This window comes from Rhodococcus sp. WB9, from assembly GCF_007558985.1.
GTDB lineage: Bacteria > Actinomycetota > Actinomycetes > Mycobacteriales > Mycobacteriaceae > Rhodococcus_F > Rhodococcus_F opacus.
In genome coordinates this window covers 6,921,351-6,939,218 of sequence record NZ_CP041769.1, presented here as the reverse complement: position 1 = coordinate 6,939,218, position 17,868 = coordinate 6,921,351, and the positions used below count along the sequence as shown (strand labels likewise).

At 62.8% G+C, this 17,868-nt stretch carries 11 protein-coding genes and 2 pseudogenes; 10 read left to right on the top strand and 3 right to left on the bottom strand.

Annotated features, from left to right (window positions below):
- Positions 1-295 precede the first annotated feature (295 nt).
- The 9 genes and pseudogenes from FND50_RS32340 to FND50_RS32300 form a co-directional block, all read left to right on the top strand.
- Entirely contained in the window at positions 296-2,653 is a 2,358-nt protein-coding gene (locus FND50_RS32340) for a LuxR C-terminal-related transcriptional regulator (RefSeq protein ID WP_144288443.1), read from the top strand.
- A gap of 449 nt (positions 2,654-3,102) precedes the next feature.
- Positions 3,103-4,059, top strand: a complete 957-nt coding sequence (locus tag FND50_RS37925) for an LLM class flavin-dependent oxidoreductase (protein WP_144288442.1) — start codon at positions 3,103-3,105, stop codon at positions 4,057-4,059.
- Positions 4,041-4,274 carry a hypothetical protein gene (locus tag FND50_RS37920; RefSeq protein WP_186301178.1) on the top strand — a complete coding sequence of 78 codons (234 nt, stop codon included), beginning with the start codon at positions 4,041-4,043 and terminating at the stop codon, positions 4,272-4,274. The genes FND50_RS37925 and FND50_RS37920 overlap by 19 nt, the downstream gene beginning before the upstream one ends.
- 29 nt (positions 4,275-4,303) lie before the next feature.
- Positions 4,304-4,699: a RidA family protein gene (locus FND50_RS32325; protein WP_144288440.1), complete on the top strand. Its 396-nt coding sequence runs from the start codon at positions 4,304-4,306 to the stop codon at positions 4,697-4,699.
- 387 nt (positions 4,700-5,086) lie between these two features.
- Positions 5,087-6,166 carry an LLM class flavin-dependent oxidoreductase gene (locus FND50_RS32320; protein WP_144288439.1) on the top strand — a complete coding sequence of 360 codons (1,080 nt, stop codon included), beginning with the start codon at positions 5,087-5,089 and terminating at the stop codon, positions 6,164-6,166.
- A 134-nt stretch (positions 6,167-6,300) separates the two neighbouring features.
- Positions 6,301-7,794, top strand: coding sequence for an aldehyde dehydrogenase (locus FND50_RS32315; RefSeq protein WP_144288438.1), 1,494 nt, complete (start codon positions 6,301-6,303; stop codon positions 7,792-7,794).
- A gap of 158 nt (positions 7,795-7,952) precedes the next feature.
- Positions 7,953-9,411, top strand: a pseudogene (locus FND50_RS32310) (aldehyde dehydrogenase family protein).
- 346 nt (positions 9,412-9,757) lie between these two features.
- Positions 9,758-11,137 (top strand): ammonium transporter, encoded by a 1,380-nt coding sequence (locus FND50_RS32305; RefSeq protein ID WP_260850776.1) that lies wholly within the window; start codon positions 9,758-9,760, stop codon positions 11,135-11,137.
- A 388-nt stretch (positions 11,138-11,525) separates the two neighbouring features.
- Positions 11,526-11,789 (top strand): annotated as a pseudogene (locus FND50_RS32300) (transposase); the annotation flags it as partial.
- Positions 11,790-11,972: 183 nt separating this feature from the next.
- Here the strand turns inward: FND50_RS32300 and FND50_RS32295 are convergent.
- The gene (locus FND50_RS32295; RefSeq protein ID WP_144288436.1) at positions 11,973-15,263 is read right to left on the bottom strand and encodes a protein kinase domain-containing protein; all 3,291 of its coding nucleotides are present in this window, start codon (positions 15,261-15,263) and stop codon (positions 11,973-11,975) included.
- Positions 15,264-15,921: 658 nt separating this feature from the next.
- Positions 15,922-16,293, bottom strand: coding sequence for a hypothetical protein (locus FND50_RS32285; RefSeq protein ID WP_144288435.1), 372 nt, complete (start codon positions 16,291-16,293; stop codon positions 15,922-15,924).
- A 215-nt stretch (positions 16,294-16,508) separates the two neighbouring features.
- Here FND50_RS32285 and FND50_RS32280 point away from each other — a divergent pair, with 215 nt between their 5' ends.
- A complete protein-coding gene (locus FND50_RS32280) occupies positions 16,509-16,991 on the top strand; it encodes an SRPBCC family protein (protein ID WP_005265147.1) in 483 nt (160 codons plus the stop codon).
- Positions 16,992-17,008: 17 nt separating this feature from the next.
- Here the strand turns inward: FND50_RS32280 and FND50_RS32275 are convergent, their stop codons facing one another.
- Positions 17,009-17,551: a hypothetical protein gene (locus FND50_RS32275; protein WP_144288434.1), complete on the bottom strand. Its 543-nt coding sequence runs from the start codon at positions 17,549-17,551 to the stop codon at positions 17,009-17,011.
- Between the last annotated feature and the right edge of the window lie 317 nt (positions 17,552-17,868).

Genomic DNA, 17,868 nt, shown 5'->3' with positions numbered 1-17,868 from the left:
ACGGATAATCCGTTCACGAGGGAACCCCCTCGCCGCATCCGACGACCGGGTCGACGCGTGAATCTCGCGGGACTGGCCATACCGCGGTGACGCCCGCAGTCGAGCGGGCCAGGGGAGTTGAACTCGCCGTCACCAGGCTGTAAAACGTACATCGTATAGCGGGCACGATTTGTCAAGAGGTGGCGCATGACTGTACGGCCGACTTCTTTCGGATTGGCCGACCGGCTCGGCGCATCGAACGCGCCCGTCAATTCAGCCTCCTGCGTAATGTGCCGGTTCGATAATGGATGCGGCCATGCCCGAAAGTGAGCCCCCAGCGGACATCGGAGTGCATGCCAAGTCGAGGCGAGGCAAATCCGGAAATCTTCCACTGGACCTGACCAGCTTCGTCGGCCGTCGGCACGAGCTGGCAGACACCCGCAAGCTGCTGTCCGGATCGCGGCTGGTAACTCTCATCGGCGCCGGCGGCGTGGGCAAGACCCGGCTCGCCCTGCGGATTGGCGACGTTTCACGCAGGACATACGACGACGGTGTCTGGTTCGTCGAACTGGGTGAACTACACGACGGGGACCTGCTCGGGCAGGCTGTGTCGGGTGCGCTGGGTTTACAGGATCACTCCGTCCGGCCGCCCATGACTGTACTCACCGAACACCTGGCGGAAAAACGAATCCTGTTAGTCCTGGACAATTGCGAGCATCTAGTCGAGGCAGTTGCAGATGTTGCACAGGTCGTACTGCGGACGTGCCCGGGTGTCCAAATCCTCGCCACGAGCCGTGCGTCTCTCGACATTCGTGGGGAGGTAGTGGTTCGAGTACCCCCGCTGTCGCTGCCGGAGCTGACGCGATCGACGGCGACGCTTCGCGAGATTTCCCGATATGACGCGGTGACCCTGTTCGAGCAGCGTGCGGGCGCCGCAGTGCCGGATTTCAGGCTCACCGAGGACAACATGGGCACGGTGGCTGAAATCTGCCGGCGTCTGGAAGGCCTGCCCTTGCCGATCGAACTGGCGGCGGCACGATTGCGGGCGATGTCGGTCGAGCAGATAAGAGAGCGCCTCGGCGACAGACTCCGACTTCTCACGCTAGGCGGCAGAGGAACACCGACGAGGCAGCAGACCTTGAGGTTGTGCATCGACTGGAGCTATGACCTGTGCTCGTCGCAGGAACAGTGGTTATGGGCTCGGCTGGCGGTGTTCGCCGGTGGTTTTGAGCTCGACGCTGCCGAGGGGGTCCTCGCCGCGGACCCGCCAGACGGAGAGTTACTCGATCTGCTCACGTCCCTGATCGATAAGTCGGTCTTGATCCGCGAAGAGGTCGGGTCGGTGGTGCGGTATCGACTGCTGGACACGATTCGCGAATACGGACAAGAGAAACTATACGAAGCCGGCGGATACTGGGACCTTCGAAAAAGGCATAGAGATTGGTACGAGCAACTCGTGCTGCGCGCGAAGACCGAATGGATCGGTCCGCTGCAGGTGGAGTGGATCGCCAGACTGGAGCGTGAGCAGCCGAATCTGCGCGACGCCATGGAGTTCTGCCTCAGCGAGGACGGCGAGGCAGAAGCGGGCATGCGCATCGTCACCGCGATGTATCAATTCTGGTTCGTGCGAGGGTTGTTCAGCGAAGGCCGTCACTGGCTCGATCGTGCACTCACAAGTCAGGAAGGTCAGCAACCCTTCGACCGGATCGAGGCTCTGTGCACCAGCAGCATGCTGGCCGCGTTGCAGGGCGACGTTGCCGCCGGCACCATATCGACGGACCAAGCACGATTGCTGGCTGCCCGGGTCGGGGGTGCCGACCTCGATGCGTTGGTCGCTTTCGCGGAGGGGTGCCTCGCCGTCTCCAACGGAGAGGTTCGGACAGGTATCGCCAGCCTCGAGAACGCGATCAACGTCTTCCGTCCCGAAGGCGACCTCAACCAGCTGGTGCCGGCACTGGTCTGGCTGGCGCTCGCCTTCGAGATGACCGGTGACATCCAGCGAGCTACAGAGAGCTACGAGGAGCTCATCGCGCTCACCGAGTCGCGGGAGGAAAAAATATGGCGAGCAATGGCGCTGTGTGACTATGGTTTCGCGATGTGGCAGCACGGAGAACGTGAGCGTGGAACCGCGCTCCTCGAGGACGGTCTGCGGCTGTCCCGGATGGTGGGAAGTCAGCTGAGCTACGCCTGGGCGCTCGAGCAATTTGCGTGGACCGACGTCGAACAGAGGCCGGAACGGTCCACGGTGCTGCTGGGCGCTGCGGACGTACTGTTCAGCTCTACCGGTGGTCGCGCACCCGCTCTGACAAACACTGCCACTTTGCACGAGAAGTCTCGGCAGCACGCTCGAACCTCTCTCGGTGAAAGAGCATTTGAGGCCGCAATGAAGCGAGGCGCAGCACTGAGCGCGGACGAGGCGGTTGCCTACGCCTTGGGCGAAGAAACGCGGGCCGAGGTGCCCGCGACGAGTAGCGAGGCGCTGAGCCTGACCCGACGCGAGCAACAAGTGGCTGAACTGGTCGCCGACGGATTGAGTAACAGGGCAATTGCCGACCGGCTTGTGATTTCCCAACGCACCGTCGAAGGTCACGTCGAGCACGCCCTCGTCAAACTTGGCTTCACCTCGCGTACGCAAATTGCCGCGTGGATCCACGAGCAGAAATCCGGCCGTTGAGCCCCCTTTTCGTCCGAGCTGGGCTGATCTGATCCAGAGGGCCCGCGATCTGACGGCGCCTCTCTTTGGCCAAGTGTGGGCGCATGTCCGGCGGCAAACGGAGGTGACGTGGCCGGTCCGAAGGGCCGGTGTGTGGGTGTCAGCGCCGCGAGTCGGTGCATACAGTTCGACCTAACTGATATGGGCGGGTGGCCGTTCCTGACCAGCCAGCGACCTGGCATGCCACGGCGCGGACCCTCGCCGTGCCCACCTACGTGGTACGTGGGTAGGGCCAATAGGTAGTGGATAGGTAGTTTCCCGCTGGTACCGAGGCGTGGCTGCAGCGATTCTCTTGTGATGGGTATCACCTGAACGGCTGTGCTTCCGAGAGTCAGCCTTCGGGCACGCAATTGGATAGCAATGCGGTCCTTGTCCGAATTATGGGCGAGAGCCAATGAACTTGGAGTGAAATGAAACTGGATTTGCTGTATGCGTTGACGAATCGTTCGGGTGAGTTGTCCTGGCATGAGGTGCTGGAGGCGACGCGGCGGCATGCCGTGATGGCGGACGCACTCGGGTATGACCGTATTTGGTTGGGGGAGCATCACTTCGATGTCGATGGTACGGATGCGAGCCCGAATCCGATCATGCTGGCGACGGACCTGGCCGCTCGGACGAGCCGGATCCGGTTCGGGATGGCGGCGGTATCGCTGACCCTGTGGCATCCGCTGAGGGTGGCGGAGGATCTCGCCATCCTGGACCATTTCAGTGACGGTCGCCTCGATGTGGCGTTCGGTCGGGGAATTCTGCCGATCGAGGTGATGAATCTCAATCCGGAGGCGAACCGCTGGAACGGCAGCGGGGACAGTTACGGGATCTTCGACGAAAACCTGGCGATTGTGAAGGGGATCTGGACCGACCGCCAGTTCAGTTGGCGGGGTCCGCGCTACACGTTCCCGGAGCCGGGCACGAAGTTCATCCACTCGCCGGGTGCGCCCGATCCGGAAGGCTGGGTCGGCGAGGACGGTGTGCTTCGAGCGTTCGGGATCACTCCGCAGCCGTACCAGCAGCCGATGCCGCCGCTGTTCGCGGTGACCGAGACCGTGGAGGGATTCCGGCGCGCCGCTCGCAACGGTATGAAGCCGATCACCTGGTATCCCACCGGTCGGGTTCTTCACAACCTGTGCGAGCTGTATCGCGACGAGCGGGCCGCGGTCGCCGGTGTCACCCGCCGCTCGGCGAGGACGTCGCGGTGCTGCGTATGGCGTACGTCGCGGACACCGACGAGGAGGCGCGCCGTATCGCGGAGCCGGCGGTGGTGGAGTTCTTCGAGTTCATCTGCCGGGTTCGGGGTATCGGGGTGTTTCTCGATGCGGACGAGGACCCGAACGACCCCAAGTACAAGGAGATGGCTCCGTGGGATCTGATGTTCGATCGTGATCACCTGTTCATCGGTTCGCCGGACACCGTGCTCGAGAAGATGACGCGGATGACGAGGTCGCACGGCATCGGGAACTGGCTGCTGCAGATGGGTGTGCCGGGCATCGCGCACGAGGACGTCGACAGATCCCTGAAGCTGTTCGCCGCGGAGTGCATGCCCGCGCTCCGCAGCCTCGATTCCACGGCTGTCGCCGCGAACTGACCTACCCCCATCTCACCGAAGGAACAACGATGACGGAATACCTCAACCCAGGCAATCTTCCTTACCCGCGGTTCGGCATGAATCCGGGTGTGGCGACCCAGGACTACGTGTTCTGCGGCGGCATGGCGCTGGATTTGGAGACGCTCGCTCGTAAGCCGGAGGCCGAGACCATCGCGGACGAGACGAAGATCGCGCTCGGGGAGATTCAGGGGATCCTCGGGGCTGCCGGCTGCACGCTCGGGGATGTTGTGAAGACGACCTGTTATCTGGCCGACGATGCGTATCGCAAGGAATTCTGGACCGCGTACACCGAGGTCTTCGGGGACGGCCCGTATCCGGCGCGCACCACGCTCGTCGTGGGTATCGCGGGCGACTGCCGCGTCGAGATCGACGCCGTCGCGATCCGACCACGGAACCAGCGGTAGAACCGCGCGAGGAGAATGTCCGGCTGTGCGACCGACAAGTCGTCGACGATGCGCAACTCGACCATGAAACCATCGGTGTGACCGCTCGACCGGAACAGGAAGATCTGCACAAGCACACGAAGCGCCTGCGCCGAATGAGAGCCGCCGTCGAAGTCAGCACGTTGCCCAAACTGCACGCTGAAGCTGTTCATGCTTCCTACAGGGTTCTGTGACGACTACGGCGCGACATGACGCGACAACAGGTCGCCGTCCCCACCTAACGCCGTCCTACCCAGGACGCCCGAATCCGAAGTCTTGTCTTCGTCGGATTGCCCTCGAATCAGGGGCTCCGCAGATTATTCGACCGATCCGTGAGAAGGCGGGTCGCAAAAGAGAGGAACACCTGCGATGGAGTTCGGTATTTTCATTCCCAGTGCTCGGAATGGTTACATCATTTCCGAGGCTGCTCCACAGTATTCGCCGACGTACTCGCACATGAGGGAGATCATCCAGGCGGGTGAGGAAAGCGGGTTCTCATTTGCCCTGTCGTTGTCGGCGCTGCGCGGGCACGGTGGTACGACGGGGTTTTGGGACGACGCACTGGAGTCGATGACACAGATGGCTGCCCTTGCCCGGGATACGACGACGATGAAGCTGATTGGCTCCGTGAATATTCTGGCGATCCATCCGGCGATCGCTGCGCGGATGGCCGTGACGATCGACCAGATCAGCGAGGGGCGCTTCTCACTCAACATCGTTCCCGGCGGCTGGCACCCCCGTGAGCTCGAGGTCATGAATGTGTGGCCTGGCTATGAATACAACAGCTACCGTTGGGAGTACGCGGGTGAGTACTGCCAGGTGGTGCGCGAGCTCTGGGAGGACGGCGTCTCGAACTTCAAGGGCAAGCATTTCCAGTATGACGATCTGCGGATGGGCCCGAAGCCAGATACTCACGTGAACATCGTGTGTGCCGGCGCCTCGGACGACGCCATCGCATTCACCACGAAGTACGCCGACTACTCGTTCCGCCTGGCCTGGGGAGGCGTGGACGCTCTCGAGGATGTCGTGGGCAGGTTCAACGAGCAGATGGAGAACGCGGGGCGGACCATCCGGCCATTCGTGGCATTGGGTGTCGTCCTCGCTGATACCGACGAGGAAGCGGAAGCAAAGCTGCAGACCTACATCGACAGCCCGGATCGGGGTGTGATGGAGTACATGATCGGGCAGGCATCCACCGATTCCGCCAAGGGCGGCACCTCAGAGATCCTCGCCGGGGTCGACGCCAAGGGATTCGTGCAGTTCTCGACGGACTTCATTACTGGTTCCCCGGAGAGCATCGCGCGCCAGCTCGACGAGTGGGCCGAACTCGACGTCGCTGGATACATGCTGATCTTCCCGGATTACGTGGAGGACATCAAGCGGATGGGTCGTGAGGTGTTCCCGCTGATGAAGAACTTTACGGCGGCGCAGGCGCTGCAGAACGCCTGAGACTTTCCCGCGCCTCGAGCTCCCAAATGCGGCCGCCACACGATCTGGCCAGGGCTGTGTGGCGGCTTAGGGCGCAACCCTCCGTCGTGAGAGTGCCGAGAACCTGTTAATGCGATGAAGATGAGGATGGAACAATGTCCACAACGCTGCTCAGTGAAGAACTGAGGACGAACATCAAGAAGGCCGAGAGGATGCTGATCGGCTTCGAGTGGGTGGACGCGTCCACCGCCGAAACAATCGCGGTGGAGGATCCCGCGACCGGGGAGGTCGTTGCTCATGTCCCGGCCGGTAACGCCCAGGATGTCGACCGCGCGGTCTCGGTTGCGTGCGCAGCATTCCGCGGCCCGTGGCGCCGGCTGACTCCGCAGGAACGTGGCCGACTGCTGTGGAAGCTGGCGGATCTGATCGAGGACCGTGCGCAGGAGTTCGCAGAGTTGGAGTCGCTGGATGCGGGGATGACGATCGGCGAGGCCAGATACGTCGATGTGGCGTTCTCGGTCGATGTGTTGCGGTATTACGCGGGATGGCCGACCAAGATCACCGGGGACACGATCCCGGTGTCGTTTCCGACGAACTTCGGCGGCCCCTATCATTCGTACACGCTGCGCGAGCCCCTCGGTGTGGTGGGGTGCATCGTGCCGTGGAATCTCCCGTTGATGATGGCGGTCAAGAAGATTGCGCCGGCGCTCGCGACGGGAAATACGGTGGTTGTCAAGCCGGCCGAGCAGACTCCGCTGTCGATCGCACTGCTGGGGGAGTTGGTGCTGGAGGCCGGTTTCCCCGAGGGTGTCTTCAACTATGTCACCGGATACGGGGAGACGGTGGGGGCCGCCTTGGTCGAGCACCCGGACGTGAACAAGATCAGTTTCACCGGCTCGGGTCCGACAGGGAAGGCGATCATCAAGGCGGCCACGGGCAACCTCAAGCGCGTCTCCCTCGAGCTGGGCGGGAAGTCACCGAATGTCATCTTCGGCGACGCCGATCTGGGGAAGGCGATTCCGTCGGCCGCGCTGGCGATCTTCGCCTGCCAGGGTGAGAGTTGTGTCGCCGGGTCGCGTCTGTACGCGCACCGTTCAGTGTTCCAGGATGTGGTCAACGGGCTGGTCGAGGCGGCCGACAGCATCCGGTTGGGCCGCGGCTTGGATGCGGCGTCGCAGATGGGTCCGCTGATTTCGGCGGAGCACCGGGACCGGGTGCTCGGTTTCATCGAACTCGCCCGCAGCGAGGGAGCCGAGATCGTCACCGGCGGCTCTGCGTGGGGGAGCGAAGGCTATTTCGTCGAGCCCACCGTCTTGGCGAACGTCGGCTCGGACTCGAAAGTCCTGCGGGAGGAAATCTTCGGTCCGGTTCTGACGATTGTGCCGTTCGACACCGAGGACGAGGTGCTGGCGCTGGCGAACGATTCGCACTACGGACTCGGTGCGGGGGTGTGGACCCGGGACCTCGGCCGCGCGCACCGCGTGGCCGCGGGAATCGAAGCGGGTCAGGTGTGGGTGAACTGCTATCAGACGGTGGATGCGGCGTTGCCGTTCGGTGGGCACAAGCAGTCGGGGTTGGGGCGGGAAACCTGCAAGGAGAGTCTCGACGAATATCTCGAGCTCAAGACAGTCGTCGTCGATCTGTCGTAGACCACGGGCACATATGGCTCCATAGTCGTCGGTGGCGCCGGTGCGGGGTCGTAGCCGCACACGTCTGACCGAGGACCCGCAGGTGTCGGTCTTGCCGGTCGCGGTCGTCGGCGGCACCTACCAACGATTTTCGAGTAGTGAGGGTTTGAATAGTGACAATGACCGATGTGGATTTGACGGCTACGTGTTTGATTGGTGGTCGGTGGGTGCCGGGGTCGGGAGTGGATGCCATCGATGTGTTCAATCCTGCGACGGGGCGGGTGATTACGGAGTTGGTGCCGGCGACGATCGAGGATGCGGAGGCGGCGGTGGTGGCTGCGTCTCGTGCCTTCGCCGACTGGGGTTCGCGGCCGTTGTCGGAGCGGGTGCGGTTTTTGTATCGGATGAAGGTGATCCTCGAGGACAATGTCGAGTCGTTGGCTCGGGTGATCACGATCGATCAGGGTAAGACGTTGGATGAGGCGCGCGGTGAGGTGGGGCGGGCCGTTGATTTCTTGGAGACGGCGATTGCCGCTCCGATGCTGTATCACAGTGACGCCGTGAACGTCACCACTGGTGTGGATGCGCGGCGGGTGCGGGAGCCGTTGGGGGTGTGTGGCGGTGACGCCGTCGAATTTTCCGGTGATGAACACGGTGCAGTTCTCGGCGTGGGCTCTGGTCACCGGTAATGCGTTGATCATCAAGGCGTCCGAGCAGGATCCGCTCGCGTCCACCGCGGCGATTCGGTTGCTGCAGCAGGCGGGTCTGCCGGATGGGGTGCTGAACTTGGTGCACGGCCGGGCGGATGTGGTCAAGCACCTGATCGCCCACCCGTCGGTGGTGGCGGTGTCGTGCATCACGTCGTCGCCGACGGCGCGGGCGATCTACGGGGCGGCGGCAGCGGCCGGGAAGCGGGTGCAGGCCAATGGTGGTGCGAAGAATCCGATCGTGGTGGCCCCGGATGCGGATCTCGATAGGGCGGCGGCCGGGATCGTGTCCTCGTCCTATGGGATGGCGGGTCAGCGGTGCCTGGCGGGGAGTCGGGTGGTGGTGGTCGGTGACGTCTACGGCGATCTGATGGACCGTGTGGTGGCGTTGGCCGATCAGTGGGTGGTCGGTGACGGTATGACCGAGGGTGTGACGATGGGCCCGGTCGTCAGCGCCGAGAGCAAGGAGCGGATCCTGGCGGCGCTGGGGGAGGCGGAGGATCTGGGTGCGACGTTCGTCCTCGATGGTCGGAACGTGAAGCCGGTGGGTGGGGCGGGGTCGGAGAACGGCTATTTCATCGGGCCGACGATTGTTGCTGATTTGGATCCGCGGCACGGGGTGGAGGGTCGGGAGTTGTTCGGTCCGGTGATCAATGTGCATCGGGTGGACACGCTCGCGGAGGCGATCGCGTTGTCGAATGATACCGAGTTCGGTAACGCTGCCGCGGTGTTCACCAGCTCTGGTGCGGTGGCGGCGGAGTTCGAGCGGGGTATCCGGGCCGGCAATGTGGGTGTCAATGCGTTTCCGGCGCCGCCGGCGAATGTGACGATGGGCGGGTACGGTGCCTCGTTCTACGGTGACCTGCATGTGTGTGGTGCTGCGCCGTTGGATTTCTTCACCGATCAGAAACTGGTCGTCACCCGATGGTGAGCACCATGCGGCGAACCAGTGGGAACGCGACATGAACTCCGCGGTCGTCGTCGAAACAGATCTCTGAGGTCGACGACGAAACTCACTCGAAAAATCGCTCTATCCAAGATCAAACGAAGTTGCGCGGTAATCTTTGCACTTGAGGTCACCGCGCATCCGGTAGGGAACAGGCTCAGAAACGTCTCACACACCGTGAGAAATTTGACGGCGGCACGCCATACAGGGGCTGGCCTGATTCGTATAGATGGTTTCTTTGGCAAGGAATCTCTTATGGATTCAAGAGGCAACCGCGTCTTACCACTCCACTCTCAGGTAGAAGGATGCCATGTACCTTGATCAAGTTTCTATGGCGGCGCAGTTTCCGACGGTGGTCTACATTATCGGGCTGATCGCCATCTTGCTGGCCATAGCCGGGATACTTCTATTCGACGCCGGCCTCAGTCGCGCAGGAAACGTGATGCACACGTTGACGCAAAAGCTTGTCGCCGCATTCGTTGCTGCGGCGGGTATGTCACTGATCGGATTTGCCATCTGGGTCACGCAGTTCAACCAGGCTTTCGGTGTTGCCAATCCGCTCGGCCAGGCGATCGAGTCGTGGTGGCTCGGAGGAACGGGCATCAACACCCTACCCCAGGATCTCGATCCAGCGGTCGTGCCGAATGCTGACGCTTTCCAGGCCTTTTACGCGCTCTTCATTCTCTTCGCCGCCTTTTTCGCGGCGCTGTTGGCCGGGTCTGTGATCGAACGGGTCAAGACAAGTTCCTTGGCGTTGATAGCATTACTCTTCGGGGCTGTAGTCATCCCGGTCGCTGGGTACCTGGTCTACGGCTCTGTCGGTCCACTGTCCAACGCCGGTACCCACGACTTCGGCGGTGCGTTCTTCTATATATTGCTGGGGTGTTGGGCGCTCGTATTGGTGTGGCGAGCCAGGCCAAGGGTGGGTGTTTTCGACGGCACCGCGACCGAGCCTGCGATCCCGCACAACATGTTGTACGTAGTGGTCGGAATGGTCCTCTTCCTTGCCGGAATCTGCGGCTACGCGCTTACCAACGGGTACCTGGTACCCGGATCCGGATACTTCGGGATCACCCTCAACGAGAGCGGCATGGGGCTGATTGTCACGAATCTCATGATGGCCTTCGCGGCCTCGGCGATCGGCGGCCTGCTGGTCTGGAAGATAGGGAAACACCCGTACTTCTTCTTGGTGTCACCGGTGGCCGGCTGGATCTCGGTGTCGGGGCTGATCGACGCCGTCAAGCCCTGGCAGGCAGGTCTGACGGCCGTGTTTGCGCCCTTCATCCTGCTCGGCGGTTACAAGCTGATGATCAGGCTCCGGCTGGACGACGTCAAAGTTGTACCACTTACGCTGGGCCCAGGCATCTACAGCGCTTTGATGACCGCGGTGTTGGCAGGTGGCGTCAAGCAGGGTGGCTACTTTGGAATTACCCAGGGTGAGTATGCCTTCCAGCACGCCTCGATCAACATCGGACATCAATTGTACGGAGTTATCGTTTTCCTGGCGCTCGGTCTCGCGTCGGCGCTTCTCGTGGTCTTCGTGGTCGAGAAGACCATCGGGCTGCGTGACGGGCGAGTCGATGAAGGCCTGGAGGCGAAACTGGATCGCGCAGTCATTGGCGAGGTCGCATATCCTGACCGGACACCTGCAGGGCTACAACAAGCTGACGTATCCGACGAACCGGCTGCCGAGGTCAGCATGGTGCCTTGACGGCTCACTAGAACTATCCATTCGCCTGAGCAGAATGAACGCGTCACCAGGATGCGAGGTTGGGATCGCCAACAGATCGCCAACACGACGCGTTCATCGCAGCTCCGGTACTGTTCAGCGCACCTGATGGAAGTCGATCAGCGAGCCTTCGACAGGTCACGGGTTGTCCCGGGGAAGGTGATCACTGAGCCGCTGGCCGGTGAGCACTGTTCGCGCCCGGAGTGAGCGTCGATTGCCAGGGTTAGATCGTGCCCTGGCCGGTCGGTGAGGTCCCTGTAGCGCTGATGGGGTGTCGTGCCGTGTGAGCAATGATCCGTTAGGTTGTCGCCGGGTGCCTCTGGGCTCGAACAGCTTTCACCCATCCTAGGAGAACTGAAAGAGGCGATCGATGATCTTCGTCGGAGACGACTGGGCGAAGACCATCACGACGTTCACCTGATGGATGACGTCGACCGGCGGCTGTCGTCGCGTCGGATGTCGGAAGGACTGGCCGGCATCCGTGAACTGCACGAACTGGTAGCCGCCCGTCCCGAAGAGACAGGGCAGGTCGTGGTCGGCTTCGAAACCGACCGCGGCCTGCGGGTGCAGGCGCTGACGGCGGCCGGATACCAGGTATACGCGGTCAACCCGCTCGCGGTCGCTCGTCGAGTGACTCGAGACGGTCTCTCGAATAGTCACGCAATGGCCGCCTTCGTGGGCTACGAGGCGCTGGTGAGACTTGGATCCAGTTCGTCGCACCATCCGCGTGATGCTGCGACGAGGAACGCTTCCGGTGTCAGCCTCGTCGTCATGGGCGACCTCGAGGGCGGAGACCGAACCTTCCCCTACAACACGCTCACGCGTTCTCGGTCGCGAACCATGCCGCGATCTGGGCGCGCGAGTTGAATCCGAGTTTGGTGAGGAGGTGTTCCACATGACCCTGTGCGGTCCGCGGCGATATGGTCAGTCTGGTCGCGATCTGGCGATTGGTTAGCCCTTCGGCGACGAGCGCAGCGACTTCGCGTTCACGTTTGGTCAACTGGACAGACGGCTGGCCGGATTGTGACGAGTGCGGTCGTTGCGAGGACTCCACAGCCTCCCCCTCGAGCGCGTAGGTGATTGCGCCATCCGTGTCGAACTGGCTGCCCTTGCTACGAGCCGCGCTGAAGGTGCTGGAGCCGAGTTCGCGAGAGGCGTTGGTCACACATCGATCGTGTTGCTCGTTGAGGACGGTGAACAGCAGTGGGCTACTCCCGACGGAATGCGCGAAGTTCGCCGCGGCGCCCAAAAGTGTGGCGGATCGTTGAAACTGTCGCTCCTCGCCCGCTGTCCACGCGAGCGCCTCGAGGCACACCGCCGCGGCCAAGCGGTCGTCCACACGTCGAACCAGCACCAACGCTTCTTTCAGAAGCCTGCTCGCCAGGTCCAACTCGCCTCGGTGAATGATGGCCACGCCCATCGCCCACAGGGTGTACGACCGGTACATGGTCTCGTCGTGAGCTTCCGTAATGGAAAGAGCATCGTTGAAACACGCGATCGCCTGATTAGACTCTCCGAGTAGATCGTAACCCACACCTAGCATCACGAGGATCCAAACATGTTGTGTGAGATCATGATCGGTGGACAATGCGGCGCGCGCCTTTTCGAGTTCGACACACGCAGGCGTGAGGTCGCCCTTGTAGACTCCGACCACGCCTTCGGCGCGGGCGAGAAATATGTGGACAACGGGGTTTGTCGTTTCCTCGGCCAGCGAGCGTGCCTCCGCCATTACGGTCGACGCAGTGTCGAAGTCTCGCTGTACCGCAGCGAGCGAGCTCGCAGCGTAGAGCGCTTTGATCCTTGTGGCGGGATACTGCCCTGCCTCGCACGCCAGTAGACGGTCGAGCCAGTATCTGCCCTCGTTGAACAGGCTGTGAGAGAACCAGAACGCGAATAGAGAAGACGCGATTTCGAGACCCTTTTCGGGGGCGTCGCCCACGGAAAACTCCATTGCCTCACGGAGGTTCGACTGCTCACGGGTCAGTTGCGTGATCCACTCGAGTTGACGGGGGCTGATCCAATCGGCTGCCGCGCCAGCGGACAGCTGCCGACACCATTCTCGATGCTCACGGCGCAGTTGCTGAAGTTCGCCCGACGCCTGCGCCTTCTCTTTGCCGTAGACGCGCAGGATCTCGAGCATCCGGAATCGCACATCCCGGCCGACCTCTTCCCGCATCAGGATCGACTTGTCCACCAGAGAGGTAAGCGTGTCCAGGAACTCGTCGGACGAGATGTCGCGGCTGCAGATAGTCTCGGCCGCGGTGAGCTCGAAGTGACCCGCGAACACCGACAACCGGGACCACACGAGTCGTTCCTGCGGTGAGCACAGCTCGTAGCTCCAGTCGATACACAATCGCATCGTTCTCTGTCTAGGCGGTCCGGCCCAGTGCCCGCGGGACAACACTTCGTAGCGGTCCCGCAGCCGATCCCGAATCTGCTCGGGGGACATCGCCCGCAATCGTGCGGCCGCCAACTCGATCGGCAGGGGCAGACCGTCCAGTTGCCGGCAGATCTGTGCGACCGTGCTCGTGTTGTCTTCGGTCAGAGCGAAGGTGGGAACGGCAGCAGCGGCCCGGTCGGCGAACAGCCTTACGGCGTCGAACTGGGGAAGGCCTTCCGGTGTCGTCGGGCGGCTGTCGTTGGGGACGCTGAGTGGTGGAACGCGAAGAACTGCTTCCCCGCTGATTCCCAGTGGCTCGCGGCTGGTGGTGAGGACATAGAGGTTGGGACAGAAGTGCAAAAGTTGGTCGACGACTTCTGCCGTCTTCTCCAGCACTTGCTCACAATTATCGAGCACCAAAAGCAACTTCTGCGAGCCTAGAAACTCTTGCAGAATCTCGATGAGCGGTCGCGCCGTCTGATTGCGTAGCCCGAGTTCGGACGCGACGACGACCACGACGAGCGAGTCGTCCTCGACGGCACCGAGCTTGACGATCCGCACACCGTCAGTGAACGCTGCCTGTACCTTCGCCGCCACACGCAGCGCCAGCCGAGTCTTGCCGACCCCACCGATACCGGTGAGGGTGACAAGGCGCGACACCCCGAGCAGTCGTCGGGCCTGAGCGAGTTCGTGACGACGACCGACGAAGCTGGTCAACTCCAGAGGAAGATCACCCTGCGCGGACTTGCCGACACCGGGCATGGAGTGCGATCGATGCTCTCTCGTGCCGGCGTGCGACCCGGCGGACTCACCTCCCGCTTCGACGCGGACCGCCATCACATCCATCGGAAATCCGTAGCGTGCCTGGATGCCCCGAAGTTCGTCACCGAACGCAGCAGCAGTGGGCTGGCGCTGGTGTGGCTCGGCAGACATTGCACGTTCGATAATGGTGCTGACGTCATCGGGGATTCCGGCGATCCGTGGGTCTGGGACCGGATCGGTCGTGACCCGCAGAAACTGCGCGATCAGATTCTCACCGCTGCGACGTTCGAATGCGGCATGACCAGTGAGGGCGCAGAATACGGTGGCGCCGAGACCGTAGATGTCGGACGCCGCGCTCGGCTCGTCCCCCCGCAACACTTCAGGTGCGGTGAAGGCGGGCGATCCGGTGATTACACGCTTGGTGGTGGTGAATCCGCCAGGTATATGTGCAATGCCGAAATCGGTTAAGGCAGGCTCGGCATAGTCGGTGAGCAGGATGTTCGCAGGTTTGACGTCGCGGTGAATGATCCCGAGGCGGTGGGCGCTCTCCAATGCGCCGGCGATACGTATCCCGATCCGGAGAGCCTTATCCAGTGGAAGTGAACCCTGACGGCTAATCCATGCATGCAGTGAGCCCTGGGCATGGAATTGCATCACCAGGTACGGCCGCCCACTTCCCGTGGTGCCCACCTGCAGCACGTTCACGATGTTGGGGTTGCCGGTGAGTCGTCCCATCGCCCGCTGTTCCCGGAAAAACCGGGCGCGGTTCTCGTCGTCCAGTTCCGAGGTCATCACCTTCACGGCAATCGTGCGATCGAGGGAACGCTGCCGGCACCGGAACACGACACCGAACCCGCCGCGGCCGATCTCTCGGGGGTCGTCGAATCCGGCGTCTCGGAGCTCCGTAGCGACGACGTGCACTTCGTCGCGTTGGGTCGATAACGGATCGTTCTCAGCCGGCGGCATGGCTCACTCCGTCGGCATATCTATCACGTAACGCCCGAACGTACCTGCCACCTCAATCACCTCTGCAGAGTCCTCCAAGGATATCGCGCATGATCGGAGCCTTTGAGCGAACAATCACCGATTCCTCGCAGCATCTCGGTCACGCATCGCCGCGTCACGAACAATCGCGGTGGCCGGACGCCGCGGCGTTGCGGAACGTCCTCAGCGACTTCCGATCGAAAAAGGCGTTTGCCGTATTGTCTGGACAAGCGAGGCGGTGCCCGGTGTAGAGGCTCAGGACGAGTGCGTCGGCCTCGGTGGTAGGCCACATCCAGGGCACTTCGGGATCGAGTGGGTCGGAGATCACTCCGTCGTCGGGCTCGAGGGGTAGTTGACCTGGTGGATGGTGGCGACCTGCTGGGAGCTGACGGTTGCGGGGGCGGGACCGTAGAGGGTTGTGCCGCCGGGCTCGACCAGGGTGGTGCCAGGTTCGACGAGGGTGACTGGTCGGGAACGTCCTCGTCTGGCGCGTCGCAGGCGACCATGGGCCATGCGTTTGCGCAGCCGATATGGTCTCTGACCTCGATCTTGTACGGGGAGAGCCCGGATTCAGGGGAGACATCCGCGGTTTCCGGGAGCTGACCAGGCCGTGGGCCCGCGCTCCCGGCGACCCCAGCGCTCAGAGTTCGAGGTACAGGAAGTTGTCGGCCCAATTCGTTTCGCCGCTCGTCGCCGCGAAGTAGAAGATGCGCTCCGAGAATCCGCAATCGAAGTATTCGGCGATCTGCGATTCGCCGGGGGCGAGCGTGCCGAGGTTCCTGCTCTCGTAAACGAGCGGAGTGTGGACCGTGACTCCGGTGGCGGTCCCGTCGCCCTCGTTCGTGACACGCACGGCGCATGCGTTGACACCCTCGGCGTTCGCCTGCGTGATCACGAGGTCGGGTCCGTCGCCGAGGGAGCCGAACGGAGCGGCGGACGCCGTTGCCGCCCCGGCAGTCATCAGTCCCGCGATCATGGCTCCCGCCACTGCCGTACGTCGAAAATTGCGCATGGTTGTGCCCTTTCCCTGGTTGTCTGGATTGTCCCGATCGGCGACGCTACTGTCGCCCACCCGCACGAAGCGTGCAGCCGAACGAAACCGCACTGCCGTGTCGTCTCGTCGAGTCCGGCCGGCCGGCACGAGTCCGCTGATCGACATCGACTTGCCGAGTGCGCAACGAGGCATGGTGCTCGAGATCTGGCGACTCGTCATGGTTTGATCGAGTTATGACCGAGGAGAATGGGATTCCCACCGTCGTGACTGCCAGCCGTATCATCGCGGCCCCGGCGCGGACGGTCTTCGAACTGATTGCCGACCCGGCGCAACAGCCGCGGTGGGACGGCAACGACAATCTGGCCGAGGCCGCGGCCGGGCAGCGGGTGCGCGCCGTCGGTGACGTGTTCACCATGACGCTCACGAACGGCGGCATCCGCGACAACCACGTGGTGGAATTCGCGGAGGGGCAACTGATTGCCTGGCTGCCCTCGGTGCAGGGCGATCAGCCACCGGGGCATCTGTGGCGCTGGGAACTCGACCGAGTCGACGAGGCGCACGTCCGTGTCACGCATACCTACGAATGGTCGCGATTGACCGACGAGAAACGCCTCGCGCGGGCCCGGGCCACCACGTCGGACAAGCTTCTGGCCTCTGTCGAGAGGCTCGCCGAACTCGCCGAGGCGAACGGTGAACGTCCCTCGCCTGACCTGTAGCCGAGGGACGTCCGATGTCACCGACCGGGCACGACGGAAATCGTTCCCTGGCAGACGGCGTTCTGTGAATTGACGAACCACCATCCCGCGCCGGTCTGGACGGTGACGGTGAACGCCACCGTCCCGGTTCCCGTCCAGGTTCGGTTGATCGGGATGCCGGGCTTCTGCTGCCAGGCCGCCTCATCGCTGACGCTGTGTCCGGTCGCGCCGGTTGTCGTGTTGTGCCAGTCGACCGACACCCGCGTGCCGTACCAGTTGACGCCGATGCTCGGGATGAGGCCGCCGGGCGGCGTGGGCAGTTCGTTGCCGCCGCTGAGCAGGATTGCCGGCTCCAGTGCAGACCCACCCGGTCGCAGCGACTCCCCGGACGCGGCGTTGATGGTCCACGTGAACGGCGGCGCCCAGACGAGGGGATTCGTGCTCGCGCACGTCATTGTCGTCGATGTCGGCGGCGCGGGCTGAGCACTCGCGACAGCGCCTCCTCCGGTCGCGACTGCGGTTCCCAGCCCGACAGCAGTCAGGGCCGCAGCACATGCCCGTCGTCCCAGCTGTCTACTCATGAGCGCTCCATTCCTTCGTGACCGCGAGAATTGAGACGTCTGTCGCCCCCCAATTCCATTTCGGAAGTGGGACAGGATCTGTTACAGACGATGCGAGCTGGACGCCACTCATACAGCCGTATTCGGCCGTCACCGATTACCGCGGCGTCTGGATCTACAACCCGTTCTGACATCGACCCCGGTGAGCTTGCGGAACGGTCGAACGTAGCGAGGTGATTGTCCATGGCATCCGGATCGGCGAGAATTGGTGCCGTGCGAGTTCCGATCGGTCAGCTACCAATTGGCCACCCGACGAGGCATTGTCCCGAGCAACAGGG